We start from the raw sequence: 17,211 nt of genomic DNA, 5'->3' as shown, positions 1-17,211 counted from the left end.
GCTCATGATTCGTTTAATTGATTTCTTCGTTGCCTTTTTGGGCTTGCTATTTTTATGGCCAATATTATTAGTCGTTACCATCATCGGTTTCTTTGATACTGGTTCACCTATTTTTATTCAAACTCGTGTAGGTAAAAATAAAAAACCTTTTGACTTGATTAAATTTAGAACAATGAGTAAAGATACTGCTTCAGTTGCTAGTCATCTTGCTAGTAATGCTTCTATTACTAAATTGGGTGGTTTTTTACGTAAGACTAAAATTGATGAATTACCTCAATTGATCAATGTTTTGAAAGGTGAAATGAGCTTGGTCGGTCCTCGTCCTAATTTATTTAATCAGGAAGAGCTAATTAAAGCGCGTGATGCTTTGGGTATCTATAATGTGCTACCTGGTGTAACGGGATTGGCGCAAGTTCAAAATATTGATATGTCTACACCTACTTTGCTGGCTAAAACTGACAAACAGATGATAGATAGCCTCAATATTAGAAACTATTTTAAGTACATTGTTATGACGGCAACTGGTCGTGGTAGTGGGGATGCTGTGAAGTAATCAGTTTAGGTAGAGGGCATTACTTTTTCTCTGAAACCTTAAAATACAAAAACAGGTTTTTATTTGTTTATTTGCACAGCCCAGTGCAACAATAATTTTCTAAATGTTATTTTGTTGGATCTTAAACATCATAAGCACTATGTTTTGTGGCTTATCAAAGTATTTCTGCAATTTAGCCTTGATATAAGATGTAATTGATTATGAGTTTAGTAAATTTGGAGCGGAAAATGGATTTTTTGCAGCATGTTTTTTCTTTACCTCGCCCGCAAAAACGGGTGCTAAGTGTTTGTATTGACTCTTTATTTTTGTTGCTAGCCTTTTGGTGTGCGGTGCTTGTTAGGCTAGACGATATAAGTGTGTTAAGTAATAGCTCATATTGGGGCGTTATTTTACCTGTCGTTCCATTAAGTATTTATGGTTTTGTCCGCCTGGGTTTATACCGAGCGGTGCTGCGCTATATTGGTTTGCAAGCATTAGTGGCGATTATTGTTGGGGTAATTTTTTCAACAACTTGTTTAGTGATAGTTGCCTTTTATGCAGAGGTTAATGTACCTCGTACAGTACCAATTATTTACGCCACATTTTCGCTTGTTTTTGTTGGTGGTGCGCGCGCAATTGTTCGCTCCTTTGTTGGAACAGGCATGAAGCGTGAAGGTGAACCCGTTATTATTTATGGTGCAGGTGTAAGTGGTAGACAGTTATTAACATCACTTGTGCAAAGTCATGAATATCACCCTTTTGCTTTTGTTGATGATGATGTTTCATTGCAAGGTACTGTAATTCAAGGTGTTCATGTACATTCTCCTTATATTATAAAAAAACTAATTAAACAAAAGTCTGTCAACAAAGTGCTACTGGCTATGCCCAGTGCAAGTAGAGCCAAAAGGCAAGAGATCCTTGCTAGGTTAGAGCCTTTGTCTGTACAAGTATTAACTATTCCCGCAATGGCTGATCTTGTTAACGGCACCAAACTTTATAGTGACATTAAAGAAGTCGAAATTGATGATTTACTTGGTCGTGATGCTGTTAATCCTCGTGAAGATCTGCTTTCTGCCAATATTAAAGATAAAGTGGTGATGGTGACAGGTGCCGGCGGCTCTATCGGTTCTGAGTTGTGTAGGCAAATTTTAAAGCAATCCCCTAAAAAGTTAGTGCTTTTTGAGTTATCCGAATTTGCTTTGTATGCCATAGACCGTGAATTAAATGCTACGGCAAAAGAGCTTGGATTAAATGTAAGAATTTTACCCATGATGGGCTCTGTTCAGCGACAAAATCGAGTTCAAGCCATTATGGAGTCGTTTGGTGTACAGACTGTGTATCATGCGGCTGCATATAAACATGTACCCTTGGTTGAACATAATGTTGTTGAAGGAGTTCGCAATAACGTTTTTGGTACACTGTATACGGCACAAGCTGCTATAGCGGCAAAAGTTGAAACATTTGTATTAGTTTCAACAGATAAGGCAGTTCGTCCCACAAATGTGATGGGAACTACTAAACGAATGGCTGAGTTAGTTTTACAAGCATTTGCTAAAGAAAGTAACCAAACACGTTTTTGTATGGTCCGTTTTGGTAATGTACTTGGTTCATCTGGCTCTGTTGTGCCTTTATTTAGAAACCAAATTGCTAATGGTGGGCCGGTTACTGTCACTCACCCCGAAATCACCCGTTTCTTCATGACTATTCCTGAAGCATCGCAGTTAGTTATTCAAGCTGGGGCTATGGGGAAAGGTGGCGACGTATTTGTTCTTGATATGGGTAAGTCAGTCAAAATTGTCGATTTAGCCAAAAAGATGATTCGCTTGAGTGGTTATGAAGTTCGCAGTGACAAAAATCCCGATGGTGACATCGCCATTGAGTTTAGTGGCTTGCGCCCTGGTGAAAAGCTCTATGAAGAGTTGTTAATTGGCGACGATGTTACTGGTACAGAGCATGAGCGAATTATGACTGCCAATGAGTTGTATTTATCATGGGCTGAATATTCTCAAATTTTAGAACGATTAGATGTCGCTTGTCATGAATTTGACCATGAGGCCATTCGTGATATTTTGTTATCTACACCGACTGGTTTCGCTCCAACTGATGGCATTTGTGATTTGGTTTATCAGCAAAAAGCTAAAAATTCTACTGCCGCAAAAAAAATTATTAATTTAGTTTCTTAGTATGTGCGGAGCATTAAATCAATAAAGGATTATTTATGAAAGTTGTTATCCCTGTAGCGGGCCTTGGGACTCGCATGTTACCTGCCACCAAAGCGATCCCTAAAGAAATGTTGCCTTTGGTTGATAAGCCTTTAATTCAGTATATTGTTGACGAGTGTGTCGCTGCTGGTGTTAAGCAGATAGTATTAGTGACTCATGCCAGTAAAAACGCCATTGAAAACCATTTCGATAAATCGTATGAGCTTGAATCAACACTTGAGAAACGCGTAAAACGTCAGTTATTAGAAGAAGTACAGGCTATTTGCCCAAAAGACGTGACCATTATGCATGTGCGTCAAGGTGAGGCAAAGGGACTGGGCCACGCTGTGTTATGTGCTTACCCTTGTATTGGTAATAACCCCTTTGCGGTTGTGCTGCCGGATGTGATTTTAGATGCCTACACCGCTGATCAAAAAACTGAAAACCTGGCGGCGATGATTGCACGTTATAAAACCAGTTATGCTAGCCAAATTATGGTGGCGCCAGTACCTGACGATGAAGTGAATAAATACGGTATTGCCGATTGTAATGGTGTTGATATTGCCCCTGGTGATTCGGCAAAAATTAGCGCCATGGTTGAGAAACCTGCCGTTGGTGAAGCACCATCTAATTTAGCGGTTGTTGGCCGTTATGTATTATCAGAAAAAATCTGGCGATTATTAGCCAGAACACCCGCGGGTGCCGGTGATGAAATCCAGTTAACTGATGCCATTGATATGCTCATTGAGCAAGATACCGTAGAAGCCTTTAACATGACGGGTAAGTCGCATGATTGTGGTGACAAGCTAGGTTATATGGCGGCGTTTGTTGAATATGGTTTACGTGACGCCAAGCTAGGCGCAGAGTTTAAAAACCGTATCGCTAAAATGTTTTAGTTATAATTCATACAGTTTATTTAAAAAACCAACTTTTATCAGTTGGTTTTTTGCTTTGAGCTAGGGCGTAAGCTTAGAGCGCTTCTAGGGCGTGACTTCGTCACTGCTAGGATCTAGGGCGCTACGCTGCTAGGTGCTAATAATAGGGCGCCTGCGGCTGCGAGGACGCTACGCTGCTAGAACCTAGATCTTAGGACCTAGAAGGACGCAGTCCGCACTCAGGCGAGCTTGCGAGTTCCTAGGCCCTAGCACCATTTTTATTTTTGGAGTTTTTATGAGTCGTAAATATTTTGGTACCGACGGTGTGCGCGGTAAGGTTGGGGCATTCCCGATTACGCCTGACTTTGCCATGAAGCTTGGTTGGGCTGCGGGTACAGTGCTTGCATCAACGGGTACCAAAGAAGTGTTGATTGGTAAAGATACCCGTAGCAGTGGCTATATGTTTGAGTCGGCCATTGAGGCGGGTCTTTCAGCTGCTGGTGTTAATGTGGCGTTAATTGGCCCAATGCCAACGCCGGCTGTGGCTTATTTAGCCTCAACCTTTAGAGCCGATGCCGGTGTGGTAATTAGTGCATCGCATAATCCTCACTACGATAATGGGATTAAGTTTTTCTCTAACTCAGGTACTAAACTCACCGATGAGCAAGAGCTTGAGATTGAAGCGCTGTTAGACCAGGCATTACATCATAATGCGATGCAGTGTGTGTCATCTGAGTTATTGGGTAAAGTACGCCGCATTAATGACGCTGCTGGTCGTTACATTGAGTTTTGTAAAGGCGTATTTTCTAAAGATTTAACGTTAGCTGGATTAAAAATTGTTGTCGACAGTGCCAATGGTGCTGCTTATCACATTGCCCCAAATGTGTACCGTGAGTTAGGTGCAGAAGTAATTAGCATTAATGATAAACCTAACGGATTAAACATTAATGACCACTGCGGCGCTACCCATTTAGACAGTTTACAAACCGCTGTAATGGTGCACGAAGCAGATTTAGGTATTGCGCTTGACGGTGATGCTGATCGCATTATGTTTGTTGATCATCATGGCCATGTGGTTGATGGTGACCAGATTTTATATATTTTAGCCCGCGCAGCCAAACTGAACGGTACGTTACAAGGTGGGGTAGTGGGCACGTTAATGTCTAACCTTGGCCTTGAATTGGCATTAAAAGACATGGATATTCCATTTAAACGTGCCAAAGTGGGCGACCGTTATGTGGTTGAGCTATTAAAAGAAACCGGTTGGAAGTTAGGCGGTGAAGGCTCTGGCCATATTTTACACCTTGACCATGCTTCAACGGGTGATGGTGTGGTGGCATCCTTATTAGTGCTTCAAGCAGTTCTTGAGTCTAAACAGTCATTAGCTGAACTTGTTTCTGGCATGCAAAAGCTGCCACAGGTATTACTTAACGTTCGTTTAACTGCAAACAATGCCGATGAGATTTTAGCATCTGCCGCGGTTAAGCAAGCTGTAATAGAAGCGGAAACCGTACTTGCTGATAATGGCCGCGTTTTACTGCGTAAATCTGGCACAGAACCATTAATCCGCGTAATGGTTGAGTCAACCGACCCAGAAATGTCGCAAACACAGGCCGAGCACATCGCCAACGCGGTTCGCAGCTAGGTGCTAGGGCGCTTCGCTGCTCAATTACGTCATTCCGGTGATGCAGTTAAAGCCGGAATCCAGGTGTTCGCTTTTAATGATTTACCAGAAGGGCGCTACGCTGCGCTTCGAGGACGCTTCACATAAAACATAAAAACAGGTGATTGCTTACCAGTCACCTGTTTTCATATGTGTGCTTTTTTAACAAACAATCTATTTCGATTGTATCCGCACATTCAGTTGCCAATAGTGAAACGATAGTGCAATTTTTCGGGCAATTAAGAGGTAAGTACCCATTCAATTACAAGTATCACACTTCGTCATCTTTACATGAGCGAATCGAAACTTAGCGCAGATCTGATCATGCCCTTAACTTCAGAACAGTGCAAAATTAACAGTGTTAGCCGGTTATAAATATGTACTTCTCTTGCAAGGGTTACAAATGAAAGATCTTCACTATTGCGACAACATGAAATTAGTCGATGCTTGGTATGAATATGTCGAAGGTTGCTTCATTTTAAATTTAAATAGGGTGGCAACAGAAATTGATCTTCAGGAAAATCACTACTTAGAAGAAGTTGGCCAAATTATCGAAACAATAGCAATAAAAGTACGCTATTGTCCCTATTGTGGAAAAAAGTTTGATGGAGCCAACACTTCATTGTCACCTTCATTCGTGCACTATGACTTTTCTAAGTGGTAACATTAAATAATATGTGTAATCCGCAGCTATGTTTGTTGGCTACGCCGTTGGTCATCCCCTCTAAAAAAACGATTTCACTAAGTTGACGTCTCTATACTTCAATATTAGGGATTTCAACTGCTTGAGCTTTTAAATACTCGGTTCTTGTCAGTATGTTGTCACTCAGTTGCTGAAAATACTTAATATCATTATCAGAAAAATGAGATTGAGTTTGTAAACTTTTAATCAACGACCCAGTCGATAGTTGTTTTATCAATTTGTTTGCTAATTCAATCAATAGCCTAGATAACAGTTTCTTATCGATATCACATGTTTCTGCGAAATCAGCCAGTTGATACGCATGAATATGGTCGGGGTAAAACTCATCACCTATAGCCATCGCTAACCTGTGTTTAAATTGAGGGAACAAAGCGATATTGACGAGATCATAAGCTGGAGTGAATCGTGCATTATTTCTATCAAAGAATAATGAAACGTTCTTGCCATGACTGTCGTAGTTGCTGATCATTAAATTAAGCAGTTGCCAGTTTATAAGCCATTGCTTACTTTCAATTGGCGAAGACATATGTCCAGTGAAATCAAATAGCTTTACTAAGCTAGCGCCATCTCGAATATGTTGAACATCTCTTCCATCACCCAAGTTTCGTTCATATTTGTAGTCTCTTGGTAAATTTAATGCCTGGCAGCCATCGATAACATGGCGCCTCATTACTTTGTTGGCGTCGGCAACATATTTGCGATCGAATCGTTTTACGATGAGCGAAGGGTGCGGTCCAAAATGTCTATACTCAACATCAGCAGTTGGCAATCCAACTGCACTAGAGAGCTTCATACAAAAAAATTCGTTTAAGACGAGATTTGGACAGTTTCTCTTTTCAAATTTTATAATATGGGTAGAGCAGAGTGACCCATCTCCAAAGCCAATATTGCCTTTCTCATCAATAAAAACATTTAGTTTATCTTGAACTCCGGCCACGCTGAGACGTGGCTTATCGTCCCATGTGAGTAGGCCCAATTCTTCTTTATTGTCGAGTCTTGTAATGAGCTCTTCTTCTTCAAGTATTCTAAAAGACGGCTTGTTGTGTCGGTGTTCTTCTAATGACGGTAAAAATGTCACTGCGCCTGCTAAGTCATTTCCAATGGCACTGACTTGTGAATAAACATTTTTCTCTGAAACACCCAGATTTTCAGCCAAAAGTTTTCTTGCTTCACCTTCAGGCAAGGCATTATCTAGAAAGCTGTACGCGACTTCTGGTGAGTGTTGATTATCCAGTGATAAATGGGGGGAGATAGCAAAACCTTCGGTTTGCCACAGTGGTGAATAACTCAGTTTCAATAAGTTGGTCTTGTTATCTAAAGATAAATTTCCAATCACTTGATCAGCGTATTTGATGTCTAGCCTGTATGCGTCAGCTTTTGTCATATCTAAACCCACTCATCAAAAGGTGATGATATCTTTTCTAAAGGGGTTAATTCTTTGGAGGTTAGCTTAATACCTAATCCGTTTAAAACAGAAAATACTGCTGATAAAGTACAGTTTGAATTTCCGTTTTCAATACGTGATAAAGTATTAATACCAATTCCGCATAGCGCGGCGCAGTCTGCTAACTTTAGGCCGAGTTCAGTTCTTTTTGCTTTGATGAGTTGGCCTAGAACGGCTGCATTATCTATGAATGCAGCGCTAGGCATTTTTGAAGAAGTTACTTTCTTAGCCATCAATCGAACCTTACTAAAATAATCACCGATTTCAGTGATTATAGACCGATTTCAGTAACTTTTAAATATATTCACCGATAAGGGTGATTATATTGCGCTCGTGAAATGCACTAGCAATAAATAACCGATAGTGGTGATTATTTGGCTGTTCAACAAATAATCACTCTAGCGGCAATCTATTTCAATGTAGATTTTTGTTGAGTTGCTTCAATATGTGAGAGGGAAGAGGCGGCAACGCCTCACCCTACTCGATGAGCGCTTTTAATAGCAATCAGCACAAAAATGTGATCATGCTTATTGGTTAACATTGCTTATAACTTCGTTAGAAATTTTGAAGCTAGAACAGCTACCTCGCTGTAATTTCTGCCTTGTTCTAAGCGATTTTTCCTACGCAATCTCTGATCACTTATTTATCCTGATGGTATAAACACAAGAATCAATTAAGAGGTTATCTGCTTGTATTGTTACTTTGGTACGGGATACTCCTCACCTCTCGCGTTTTCAAGATCGATAAAGTCGATTGATTGAGCATGTTCCATTGTATTAACGTAGTTTTTGATAAATGGAATAACAAACAGTCTTCTATGCCAGTCGTTGCACATGATCTCAGTGGGATTGCTGCTGAGCATGCTATTTTCAGGCACATTGTCATTACGCATTAATATGGGATTATTGTTTGGATCTTTTAGCCCATTTTCTAATCGACCTAACGCGCTATTAGCCCAACCGTCATTAAAAGGCATTGGGGTTGAAATCAACTCAACTTTTGCTTCATTCACCACAATTTGATGTGATCGACAATACTCTAATTGACGGCTCATGACTGATTGCGTTAATTCTTCAATGTTGTACTTCTCTGTATCAGACCAGTCAAAGCGGCATACCCCAAATTTATAAATCACTTCTCTTGTATGCGCGGTTTCAATAATGCCACTCCAGACATAAAAGATAATATGAGTGTGGGTGAACTTATGGTAAACACGGCTGATTTTTTCTTCAGAAGGCAACAATAATGTGGGCTGCTCGACGCAAGGGGTATTAGAAAAGTTTCTGAGGTAACACTGTTGGCCATTATTGTAGGTAATTTTGACATGGATCCGCTGTTTACCTGTGCTTTCTCTTTCACCGCGTTCAACCGTTGCCCATTTTATCGGGAAAGGTTTTAGCTTATTCGGTATTTTGTAAAGATCATTAATGATAAGGATATCGTTGCACATCATGTCTGTCACTTTTCCGCCTGGGTTTCTTTTTTGGAGTGAAGACAGGCATGTTCTGGCAATAAATCGATCTGCGATGACGATATCGATAGGGTATTTGTCTTTTTGCTTATAATCACGTCGAAAATTATTGCGTTGTGATTCAGGGAAATACTCAGAAGTATACACTTTAATGTCGGTAACAAATTCGCTGTCTCTGAACTTTTGCAGTTCATGGTAAACCTGTGCTTTAAAGTCGGTAATTTTTTCTTCGGTATCCATGTCTTGTAGATCATATGACAAAGCGTGGATGACCTTTGCTCGTTTGAGCAGTTTGTCAGACGTATTAAAGGTACGCGTTTCGATTTTATTTCGTGCGACTAAAAACTCTGCACTCAGGATAAAGTTGTAATCAAGCTTTGAGTGAACATAGTCGACTTTTACCTTTAATGACACCAGGTTTTTGTCATGTTCTCTTCTCACAGTCAAAATATGATTAAGCTTATTTTGAAGCTTGTGTTGCTCCTTTAAGCCTCTATTTATTTTGAGTTGAGTAAATGCACAAGGGCACAGTGTTAAATGACATTCTTGCATCATAAATTGAGCAAAAAAGCGTAATTGCCGAGCTCGCAGTGATTGGTAGTCAGTCAGCTCATCTGTAAACCCTAAAAACCGTGCAAGCTCTTTATAGCAAGGTTGATTGAGATTAGAAGATGAACTGGGTATGGCTAACGGATATTTTTTTAAAAACTGAATAATGGTTTGTGATGAGATGTTGTCATCAAACAGATTGAACCATTCATTTTTGTTGAGCGATACCAACGGCATTTCAAGTAGTTTAGCAAATGAAAATGATGCAATGTCTAAATCGTGTGTAAATTGAGCGTTAAAGTGCTCAGTTATGCCTGATAGACCACCCTTAAAACAGTTAATACAAATCATAAAGAACCCCTTGCTGATACAAGTTATTGTGACTTCATTGTGCGAGCAAAATGCTGCACAGGTATGTGGAGCATTGTCGAATTAAGCTAAACCTTCATTGCGCATTAATGATTCAAACGCACTGCCATCAAGGCGTGACGCATTGGCCACATAAGGTGCGTAGACATCAAACAGTAATCGCGTGTCGCTGTGCCCAAGCATTTGAGAGATGTACAAGGGGTTTTCGTGCGCGGCGATATGAAGCACAGCAGCAGTATGGCGAGTTTCATAAGGGCGACGTGCTGCTAAGCCTGCGGCTTTTAGCGTCGGGAACCATAATTTGCGGCTGACAAAGTGAGTTGATGGGGGGAGACCCGTGGGGGATACAAACACAAAGTTTGAGTGTTTAGGTTTTACTGCCTGAATACGTTTAAACGCATCAAAAACGGTGTCGCACATTTTTAATTCGCGGCGTGATTTTGGTGTTTTTACATCACACAATTCACCATTGACCCAGTTTTGACGAATTCGAATTAAGCGATGGTTGAAGTCGATATGTTCCCATTCGAGGCCATGCACCTCACAACTGCGCATACCGGTCCAGAATCGAATGATAAAATAGTCTTTCCATTTTTTAGGGGCACACGCAAGAAACTTGCGCACCTCATCGATGGTCATGGGGTTAGACTCGGCTTTTTCTTCTTTTAGTGCTTTGTAGCGGCGTAACGGGTATTCGAATTTACATTCATCAGCGGCCAGGCTTACGATGGCAATCAAAGGCCACAGAATAAAATTAATGCGCCGATTCGACATAAGACGTGAACCGTCTTTTTTCTCGCCTTCTTTTAGTGCCTGCCGAAAGTAATCGACCTGCGACAAGGTGACTTCGTTAATGAGGGTATTACCAAACGTTGGGATGAGGTATTTGTCTAATGCTGCGCGAACCATGGCTTGGTAGCTGTTTTTCCAGGTGGCTTTTTTGCGTTCAAACCATTGGTTGGCAACATTATCAAAGAAAGGGTATTGGCGGTCGGGGTGAGCTGCGCGTTGTAGCGCTTCAAACTGCGCCACTTTTTTACTGCTTGGAAAGTAGTCGCGATATTGAAAGGTGCCTAAGTCGATTTCGGCACTCATTCTTTTGAGTGTGGCTTTGGCGTTTGTAAGGTTTTTGGGCGTGGCCATCAATTTGGTGCCTTCACGAAAACGGCAGCCATAAAGATGTATGTCGAACTGAATACGCCCATTGGGGCGAACACGAATTTGAGCCATAAGAGGCCTCCATCAAATAGATCTATCCCTATCCGATGGAATTCGTTAGAATTTAGCCATCGGCTGGGTACGGATTAAAGGTCGTTGCAGCCGGTACGGGGGAGAGTGGTTGCCGCCACTCTCTCCCAACTGCTATTTTAGGGTAACTCAACTTGCCAATCGCGCAAGTTAATCACCACATTGTGTTTCCCAATAGGCTGATGTTTTAGCTTATTAGTTAACCACCTCTACTTTATACAACTACTACTGTGTATTTGTCCAGTGTTTTGTTGTACTTATCTTATTCAATTTGTCATTAATCCTCATCAAAACCATATGGATCTTCTACTACCTCTTCTAATGCTAGCTGACCTTGTTTTTCAGAGGGGTCCGGTTGAATGATAAATCGTTTTTCTTGGGTTTCATCGTACTTTCGCTTGAGTGCTTGGTATTGCTTCAGTTTGGGTTGTTCTGTCTTCAACTCAATGCTGCCGTAAGGAAGGCGATCTTTTAAATTCTTATAAATATTGAGTTTGTATTCTCCTTGTTTGTCTTTTGTTAGCGTAGCTCGCGTCTGTGTCATATTGAGCATATTTTTGATAGGAAGTTCAGATAACGTTTTAGGGCAATAGGCAAAGAGCAATGGATCTTCTATGCTGATGTTCGTTGCAATGGGTTTAAATGACTGACTATGGTCTAAAATAGAGCAGATAAACATCTCATTTCCCTCAATAAATAACACGCATTGGTTAGCCGCTTTGATTTCCTGTTGTTTCCAAAGAGCATCATTTCTCATCTTTAATGCCCATAGATCGGCTTGAAAATTCAAAATTGTTTGAGGCTTGTATACATCTCGTTGATAAAACAACTCAATATCACTGAGTATGCATGTCATTGACTGTTCGGGTGATTTAAATGAAATGGCATCACCTTCAATGCAGATCTCAATGTCAGGACTTTCTGTATTGTTGCAAATCTGTGTTAACTGCGTGGCGGCATGTTGTGTTAAAGCAAAAGATAAAGGAGGTTTAATGTGTTCAGGCAGCATTTTTTCGTTCACTTTGCCATTACGCTGATAGCGTAGCTCTCCTTTTTCACCATTAAACTGAATAAATTCAAAGGGGACATAATATTGTGTTTCATGCAAAATATATTGTAGCGTTGTGACGGGGACACGTTGAAAAGCGCGTTGATTATTGGCTTTAAAGTACGCAATATGTTTTTGGTGGGCGACATCAAGATCAAATATATCCATCGGAAGATAGTCTTGGTTTTTCGTTAATATGTCTTTTGTTAAATACAGACAAAACTGAACAGTAGTGTATCGTCCATTCTCGTATGAAAGGTGTAAAATATGGGGGGTGTTATTTGCTTGCCAGTAATCTGTTTTGAGGTTTTTCATGTTAATGAAGAAATCGCGAGGGATAGCAAATTCGCTGTTTTTTAAACCATGTCCTGGTTCAAGTTCTGCATTACATAACATGTATTCTGGATAGATCCCGCCGATAAAGGTCACATTATTGGCTTTCGCATTGATAAAGACGCTAATGCAGTTGTCACTCTCTTTTTTATTTAAATGATCAACGATGTTTAAAAAAATTTCACTCGATTCTGCCGGTATGATTAGTTTTGCCATATACAACCTCTACTTAGTTTGTTGAACGTGTTTGATATAATTTTGAATATGCTTAAGAACGAATTCGATATTGTTAACGCGCAATGCATTCTTTTGCGTTTTGCCCTTGGACGGGGTGAACGTTGGCGTTAGAGTGATTGTTAAGTGTGAATCTCCCTCTGATTGCTTCTTTACCATGTACTTCTCTTGTGATTTGACAAAATATTGTTTCAGTCTCGAAAGTTGGACATTTGTATCTGTTTTCCGGTTAATGACGAGTGTGAAACTTGGTCGTAACCATCGCCACTGTGGTTGCCTAAAGACGGTTTCAAAGTGCCGTGAGTTTTTGACATTACAAGCTAATGTCAGTGTTAACGCTTGACCGGTTTCATTTGTGGAAATTGTGGGTGCCGGTAAATTTGACAGCGCTGTCATTTGAGCTTTATTGATATTGGTGTGTAAATGTCGACCTGATTGGTGCCAAATTTGGCTAAGCAGTGGCCAGTTCAATTGCTTTGCTTTTCGCATTTCAAGGAAGAGATAAAATACAAAATTTTTGGGTGCAGTAGAGAAAGAGCCCTGCCAACGTTTGATGAAGTCGAAAGCCACTTCGTCATAGTTCGTGCTCCAAGCAATATTGTTTGGGATAGCGTTTAACGATGAACGCTTCGAACCCAATAGGTGGCGACGTAATTGATTTTCGGTAAGCGATATTGTGCTATTTTGTTTTTGCGCTAGGCTTTTGTCGCGGTACTTAGGGCTGATGAGTGCTAATTGACGGGACAGATCACTAGAGCTCGGTGTTAAGTTGAGTATGTATTTTAATTCTGCGTGTGAATATTCTCGAGGTTGCAATGCGCCATAACCAAGTCTGTAAAAGGGATACAGCCAGTCAATGCTATGCAGGTAGGACCAACGAGTCGTCGCGTAATTCTCATGGCCGATTTGTTTACATACCTCATCAAACAGTAAATTGTCGTTGCATTGTGAAAAATGATGACCTTCTAACCAGTAGTCGAAACGAGCGTTGATGACTTCTTCTGTTAGTAATCGTTGAAGTGCAGCAGAAGTCGTTGTCAATTGAGGGGCTAAACCGTAAGCCATATGCAAGGCTTGCTGCATAAAAAGATGCACGCCGCTGTGACGTAAATGATGAAACCGTACATGATGACCAGCGATAGCTTTAATGGCTTTTGTCAGTGGTAAAAGGTAATTCAACTGGCGTGAATGATAACTTTCATCGGTGAAGCCAATCAGTGGCTCACTGACATCACACATTGCTTTATTCGCAAGTACGATGCGCACGAGTTTAGCCAGTTCTTCTGGAATAACCGTATGTACTGTACGAGCTTTATTCTCTTTATTCGTCCCTTCTTCTGTTTTTCGGGTATAGATGCTAAAGCATTGTTGATGGTTTGGAAGACAATGAATATCTTGGATCCGTAAACGTAAGATCTCTCCGCGCCTTAACATGGCGAAATAAGCTAAAATCCCTGAAACCGCACAAAACAGCCGCTGTAAAGGGTGTCCGTCTTGATGAGTGAGCAAGGCATCTGTGATGTCATGTAACTCTTCAAGACTCAGTCGATAGGCATCGACACTTGAACAAGATGTCGGTGCATCAAACTCTGTGAGGTCAATACCATCTGTGATGGCTTGATGGCGCATAAAACGAAAAAAATACAACATATAAAGTCGACTTCTATCATTTTCAAGTGAGTCATACACCCGGTGAGCCCATAGTTGTAGTGCTTCTTCGTCAATGGCGTTTGCGTAAGAGAGGGGGTGATCGATTAGCTTTGATTCTAAGGTTGTATAAGCATAGATAGTGTTATCAGCCAATACTGACTTATTGACACCGCCGTGTTCAATAAGCTCTTGGGTATAACGGAAGAGCATGGCGGGTAAAATGTTGTGTTGTTCAAACTCACTGAAACGACAATCGAGTTGCTTATCTACATGCTTGTTGCTGAGCAACCGTTTGTGTGGCCAATCATTTTCTTGAGATTGAGACGTTGATGATCCACTCAGTGGTGCTCGCCAGTCATATTCATAAATGGATTTTAATTGTTGTCGCGTATCTTTAAGCGTGGTTTTAACTTTAACGAATGCCACATGGCGTTCAGGATAACTAATATCTTTGAGCAACGTGGGGACGACATTATCGCGATAATGCCAAACCGCTTGAAAAAGATGCTGCCATTGCCAAACAGGCTTCGCGGTGAGGTAAAATGGCTCATTTTCGATGAGCTGGTTAAGGCGTTTATGAAGTCTTTGGGTTGTTAAATCTTTTATCGGTTCTTTTTGATAGTCGCATAAAAGGCGATACACAAAGAGTGGTAAATGATAACGAGTAAAAAATACATCGTCATCTTCACCTTTTTGTTTATTCAATCCACCTAAATGATCCACTTTGAGATAGGTTTCAGTATCTTCAATGATGACGCAGTTAGGATCATTAATAATGCTCGTCAGATAATGGATGGAAAATGGAGCCACTTCCATTGCGATCGCCAGCGCGACAAATTCAGCGGATGGCTGGCAACGTTGATTAAACAATGCGGCCTTACTTTGTGAATATGCGTCAAGCATTTGAAAAGCGTCGTCTGCACAATGATTGATTTTACCAAACCAGATTAAGTCTTGATCTTCCCAGGGTAATGCTTTCACTTCTGGAAGTTGCCAATGCAGCACATCTCCGAGGTAAGTCACAATATTGACTAAGGCAAGTTTATAGTGTCTTTGTTTTCCCGTTGATACTGTTTTTATGAGTTTGTTGATAGCATTGATATCGTTTTCTGTGAGCGTTTTGATTTGTTCAGATGGCTTGGCGTTACCTATTAATGAGCTCCAATGTTCAAAGACCCATTTGAGGTCATCTTTTGTTGCGCATTTTGTGCTGTTGCGATAAAAATAATCACATATGTCTCGCGAAATGTGGTCGATATTAAAACTAAACATATTTGATCTCTTGTAAATTAAAGCGTACGTGAAGTGTGTTTAAGAACGCACTCATCTGTTTTGTGCTGGCGGGAAACAAGTGGTCACTGCCTAAATGTTCGCCGTACGAAGAGTGACCCATGAGTCGATCGATTTGGTGATTCGTTAATTTGACAGGGGTAATACAAGTCAACGCACATTGGCAGAACCGGTGACGCAACATGTAAGGTACTTTGTTTGGTATTCTTGCATTCATAAACATTCTGAGTGATTTTGCACTTAATGCAGTGGGGTTACCGTTGTGGTCGAGCAGATACCAAAGTAGCTCTGAGTGAACAGCTTTAGGTAGACGCGATATCAATGCTTGTTGAAGGACTAAATAGTGCTCAACTTGTTGCTTGAAGTAGTCACCAAGAAAGAGTGGACGTAATCGCCCTTTGTCCTTTATGCAAACCTGTTGATTGTTAAAGCTACGTCGTTTCTCGATGGAAATCGCATGATGAGGGCGAGCTCCAGACAGTAGAATGAACAATAAGGCGAGATGATTTGTGCAGAGGTTGTAGTAGTCAATGTGTGTTGCGAGTGTCACACTTTGAGTTGGCTTAGCAGTGAGGATTTCTTCTTCCAAACGTTTGAACCCATCTGCAACCACATGTTCTTCAATCATTCGTTTACTGCCGACTGTAATTTCTTCGTTAATGCCAATTTCACGAACGTCGACATAGCTCGTATGATGGTATTCATGCCTAATTGACTGGCTCTTGAGCGCATCAGGAATATTATTTGTGTCAATGACATCGAGCAGGTGAACTTTACTTTTATGGCGCTGACTTCTTGGCGCGTTATTATTTTTGATAGAGCGAAAAAAGATAAGCAACTCACCCAAACCGAGTGTGTTTGCCTGTTTAATGAGACGGCTTAAAAAACGCTCCTGTGCTTGAAATATTTGAACTCGGATCTGACCACTGTCTAGCTCTTGATAAGCACTTGAACTTTCATGGTGCAATTTATCCATAGGTAAAAGCACATTTTTAGTAATGTTCCGTAAATAATTATCAATGAGTACACAATGAGTAAAATACTTGAAAAAGCTCTGTTTCACTGCAGAAGGGAAGCCTTTGACACTGTCTGGTTTTGACCATTTGGTTTTTATTAGCCCAAATAAGTTATTTTTATCTTTTGAGGTTAACCAAGGGGTGCCATACGACATCTTTGACAAAAAGGGATTGAAAATATGATGCAGGCTTGGCGGGATGGGCTGCCACCGATAGAGCTGATCATCATTTTGGGTATGGTAAAGCTGAGCATATTCTGTCCATGATCGATTTCCATATTTCACATTGCGAAAAGTATGTGCTTTACATACAGCCTCTGCGGTGACCTTGATACAATCAGGAATAAAATCACTGTCAACTTGAGCCTCTCCATCAGGCTTGACTCCAATATCATCAAGCTGATGTGTCAACCATAGATATAAGAACACAATAAACAGCTTTTCCTGATTGTCGTATTTAGTACTTCTGTTTTTAAGCTGATGGCATAATTTGACTAATGTTGTGATGATTTTGATTTGATCAGGCATCACTCCGCCGGAGTTTAGACGACGATTTTGTTTTGCTAATGACGTTTTTTTAGTCATG

General features: G+C 40.7%; 12 protein-coding genes. 5 read left to right on the top strand and 7 right to left on the bottom strand.

Going from position 1 to position 17,211, the window contains the following annotated elements:
• Positions 1–4: 4 nt before the first annotated feature.
• The 5 genes from L2703_RS05135 (at position 5) to L2703_RS05115 (ending at position 5,935) form a co-directional block, all read left to right on the top strand.
• A complete protein-coding gene (locus tag L2703_RS05135; protein ID WP_248970054.1) occupies positions 5–553 on the top strand; it encodes a sugar transferase in 549 nt (182 codons plus the stop codon).
• Between the two features lie 227 nt (positions 554–780).
• The gene (locus tag L2703_RS05130) at positions 781–2,715 is read left to right on the top strand and encodes a polysaccharide biosynthesis protein (protein ID WP_248970053.1); all 1,935 of its coding nucleotides are present in this window, start codon (positions 781–783) and stop codon (positions 2,713–2,715) included.
• 35 nt (positions 2,716–2,750) lie between these two features.
• Positions 2,751–3,629: a UTP--glucose-1-phosphate uridylyltransferase GalU gene (galU, locus tag L2703_RS05125; protein WP_248970052.1), complete on the top strand. Its 879-nt coding sequence runs from the start codon at positions 2,751–2,753 to the stop codon at positions 3,627–3,629.
• Between the two features lie 274 nt (positions 3,630–3,903).
• Positions 3,904–5,253 carry a phosphoglucosamine mutase gene (glmM, locus tag L2703_RS05120; RefSeq protein ID WP_248970051.1) on the top strand — a complete coding sequence of 450 codons (1,350 nt, stop codon included), beginning with the start codon at positions 3,904–3,906 and terminating at the stop codon, positions 5,251–5,253.
• Positions 5,254–5,674: 421 nt separating this feature from the next.
• Positions 5,675–5,935: a hypothetical protein gene (locus L2703_RS05115; protein ID WP_188925608.1), complete on the top strand. Its 261-nt coding sequence runs from the start codon at positions 5,675–5,677 to the stop codon at positions 5,933–5,935.
• Positions 5,936–6,026: 91 nt separating this feature from the next.
• Here the strand turns inward: L2703_RS05115 and L2703_RS05110 are convergent, their stop codons facing one another.
• The 7 genes from L2703_RS05110 to L2703_RS05080 form a co-directional block, all read right to left on the bottom strand.
• Positions 6,027–7,358 (bottom strand): HipA domain-containing protein, encoded by a 1,332-nt coding sequence (locus L2703_RS05110; RefSeq protein ID WP_248970050.1) that lies wholly within the window; start codon positions 7,356–7,358, stop codon positions 6,027–6,029.
• A gap of 2 nt (positions 7,359–7,360) precedes the next feature.
• Positions 7,361–7,651: a helix-turn-helix domain-containing protein gene (locus L2703_RS05105; protein WP_188925606.1), complete on the bottom strand. Its 291-nt coding sequence runs from the start codon at positions 7,649–7,651 to the stop codon at positions 7,361–7,363.
• A 464-nt stretch (positions 7,652–8,115) separates the two neighbouring features.
• A complete protein-coding gene (locus L2703_RS05100; RefSeq protein WP_248970049.1) occupies positions 8,116–9,789 on the bottom strand; it encodes a hypothetical protein in 1,674 nt (557 codons plus the stop codon).
• A gap of 81 nt (positions 9,790–9,870) precedes the next feature.
• Positions 9,871–11,037: a tyrosine-type recombinase/integrase gene (locus tag L2703_RS05095; RefSeq protein ID WP_248970048.1), complete on the bottom strand. Its 1,167-nt coding sequence runs from the start codon at positions 11,035–11,037 to the stop codon at positions 9,871–9,873.
• A 295-nt stretch (positions 11,038–11,332) separates the two neighbouring features.
• Positions 11,333–12,652 (bottom strand): hypothetical protein, encoded by a 1,320-nt coding sequence (locus L2703_RS05090; RefSeq protein WP_248970047.1) that lies wholly within the window; start codon positions 12,650–12,652, stop codon positions 11,333–11,335.
• Between the two features lie 9 nt (positions 12,653–12,661).
• Entirely contained in the window at positions 12,662–15,592 is a 2,931-nt protein-coding gene (locus tag L2703_RS05085; protein ID WP_248970046.1) for a site-specific integrase, read from the bottom strand.
• Positions 15,585–17,210 (bottom strand): hypothetical protein, encoded by a 1,626-nt coding sequence (locus L2703_RS05080; protein WP_248970045.1) that lies wholly within the window; start codon positions 17,208–17,210, stop codon positions 15,585–15,587. Before L2703_RS05080 ends, L2703_RS05085 begins: the two co-directional genes overlap by 8 nt.
• Position 17,211 lies beyond the last annotated feature (1 nt).

Origin of the sequence: Shewanella basaltis (assembly GCF_023283885.1) — a bacterium.
Lineage (GTDB): Bacteria > Pseudomonadota > Gammaproteobacteria > Enterobacterales > Shewanellaceae > Shewanella > Shewanella basaltis.
This window is presented reverse-complemented; position numbering and strand designations above follow the sequence as displayed.

What these genes read in the sequence shown, in the direction of transcription:
- L2703_RS05095 (WP_248970048.1), bottom strand. Translation starts at nt 11,037, where the DNA reads ATGGCTCAAATTCGTGTTCGCCCCAATGGGCGTATTCAGTTCGACATA.
- L2703_RS05090 (WP_248970047.1), bottom strand. Translation starts at nt 12,652, where the DNA reads ATGGCAAAACTAATCATACCGGCAGAATCGAGTGAAATTTTTTTAAAC.
- L2703_RS05135 (WP_248970054.1), top strand. Translation starts at nt 5, where the DNA reads ATGATTCGTTTAATTGATTTCTTCGTTGCCTTTTTGGGCTTGCTATTT.
- L2703_RS05130 (WP_248970053.1), top strand. Translation starts at nt 781, where the DNA reads ATGGATTTTTTGCAGCATGTTTTTTCTTTACCTCGCCCGCAAAAACGG.
- L2703_RS05080 (WP_248970045.1), bottom strand. Translation starts at nt 17,210, where the DNA reads ATGACTAAAAAAACGTCATTAGCAAAACAAAATCGTCGTCTAAACTCC.
- glmM (WP_248970051.1), top strand. Translation starts at nt 3,904, where the DNA reads ATGAGTCGTAAATATTTTGGTACCGACGGTGTGCGCGGTAAGGTTGGG.
- L2703_RS05115 (WP_188925608.1), top strand. Translation starts at nt 5,675, where the DNA reads ATGAAAGATCTTCACTATTGCGACAACATGAAATTAGTCGATGCTTGG.
- galU (WP_248970052.1), top strand. Translation starts at nt 2,751, where the DNA reads ATGAAAGTTGTTATCCCTGTAGCGGGCCTTGGGACTCGCATGTTACCT.
- L2703_RS05100 (WP_248970049.1), bottom strand. Translation starts at nt 9,789, where the DNA reads ATGATTTGTATTAACTGTTTTAAGGGTGGTCTATCAGGCATAACTGAG.
- L2703_RS05105 (WP_188925606.1), bottom strand. Translation starts at nt 7,651, where the DNA reads ATGGCTAAGAAAGTAACTTCTTCAAAAATGCCTAGCGCTGCATTCATA.
- L2703_RS05110 (WP_248970050.1), bottom strand. Translation starts at nt 7,358, where the DNA reads ATGACAAAAGCTGACGCATACAGGCTAGACATCAAATACGCTGATCAA.
- L2703_RS05085 (WP_248970046.1), bottom strand. Translation starts at nt 15,592, where the DNA reads ATGTTTAGTTTTAATATCGACCACATTTCGCGAGACATATGTGATTAT.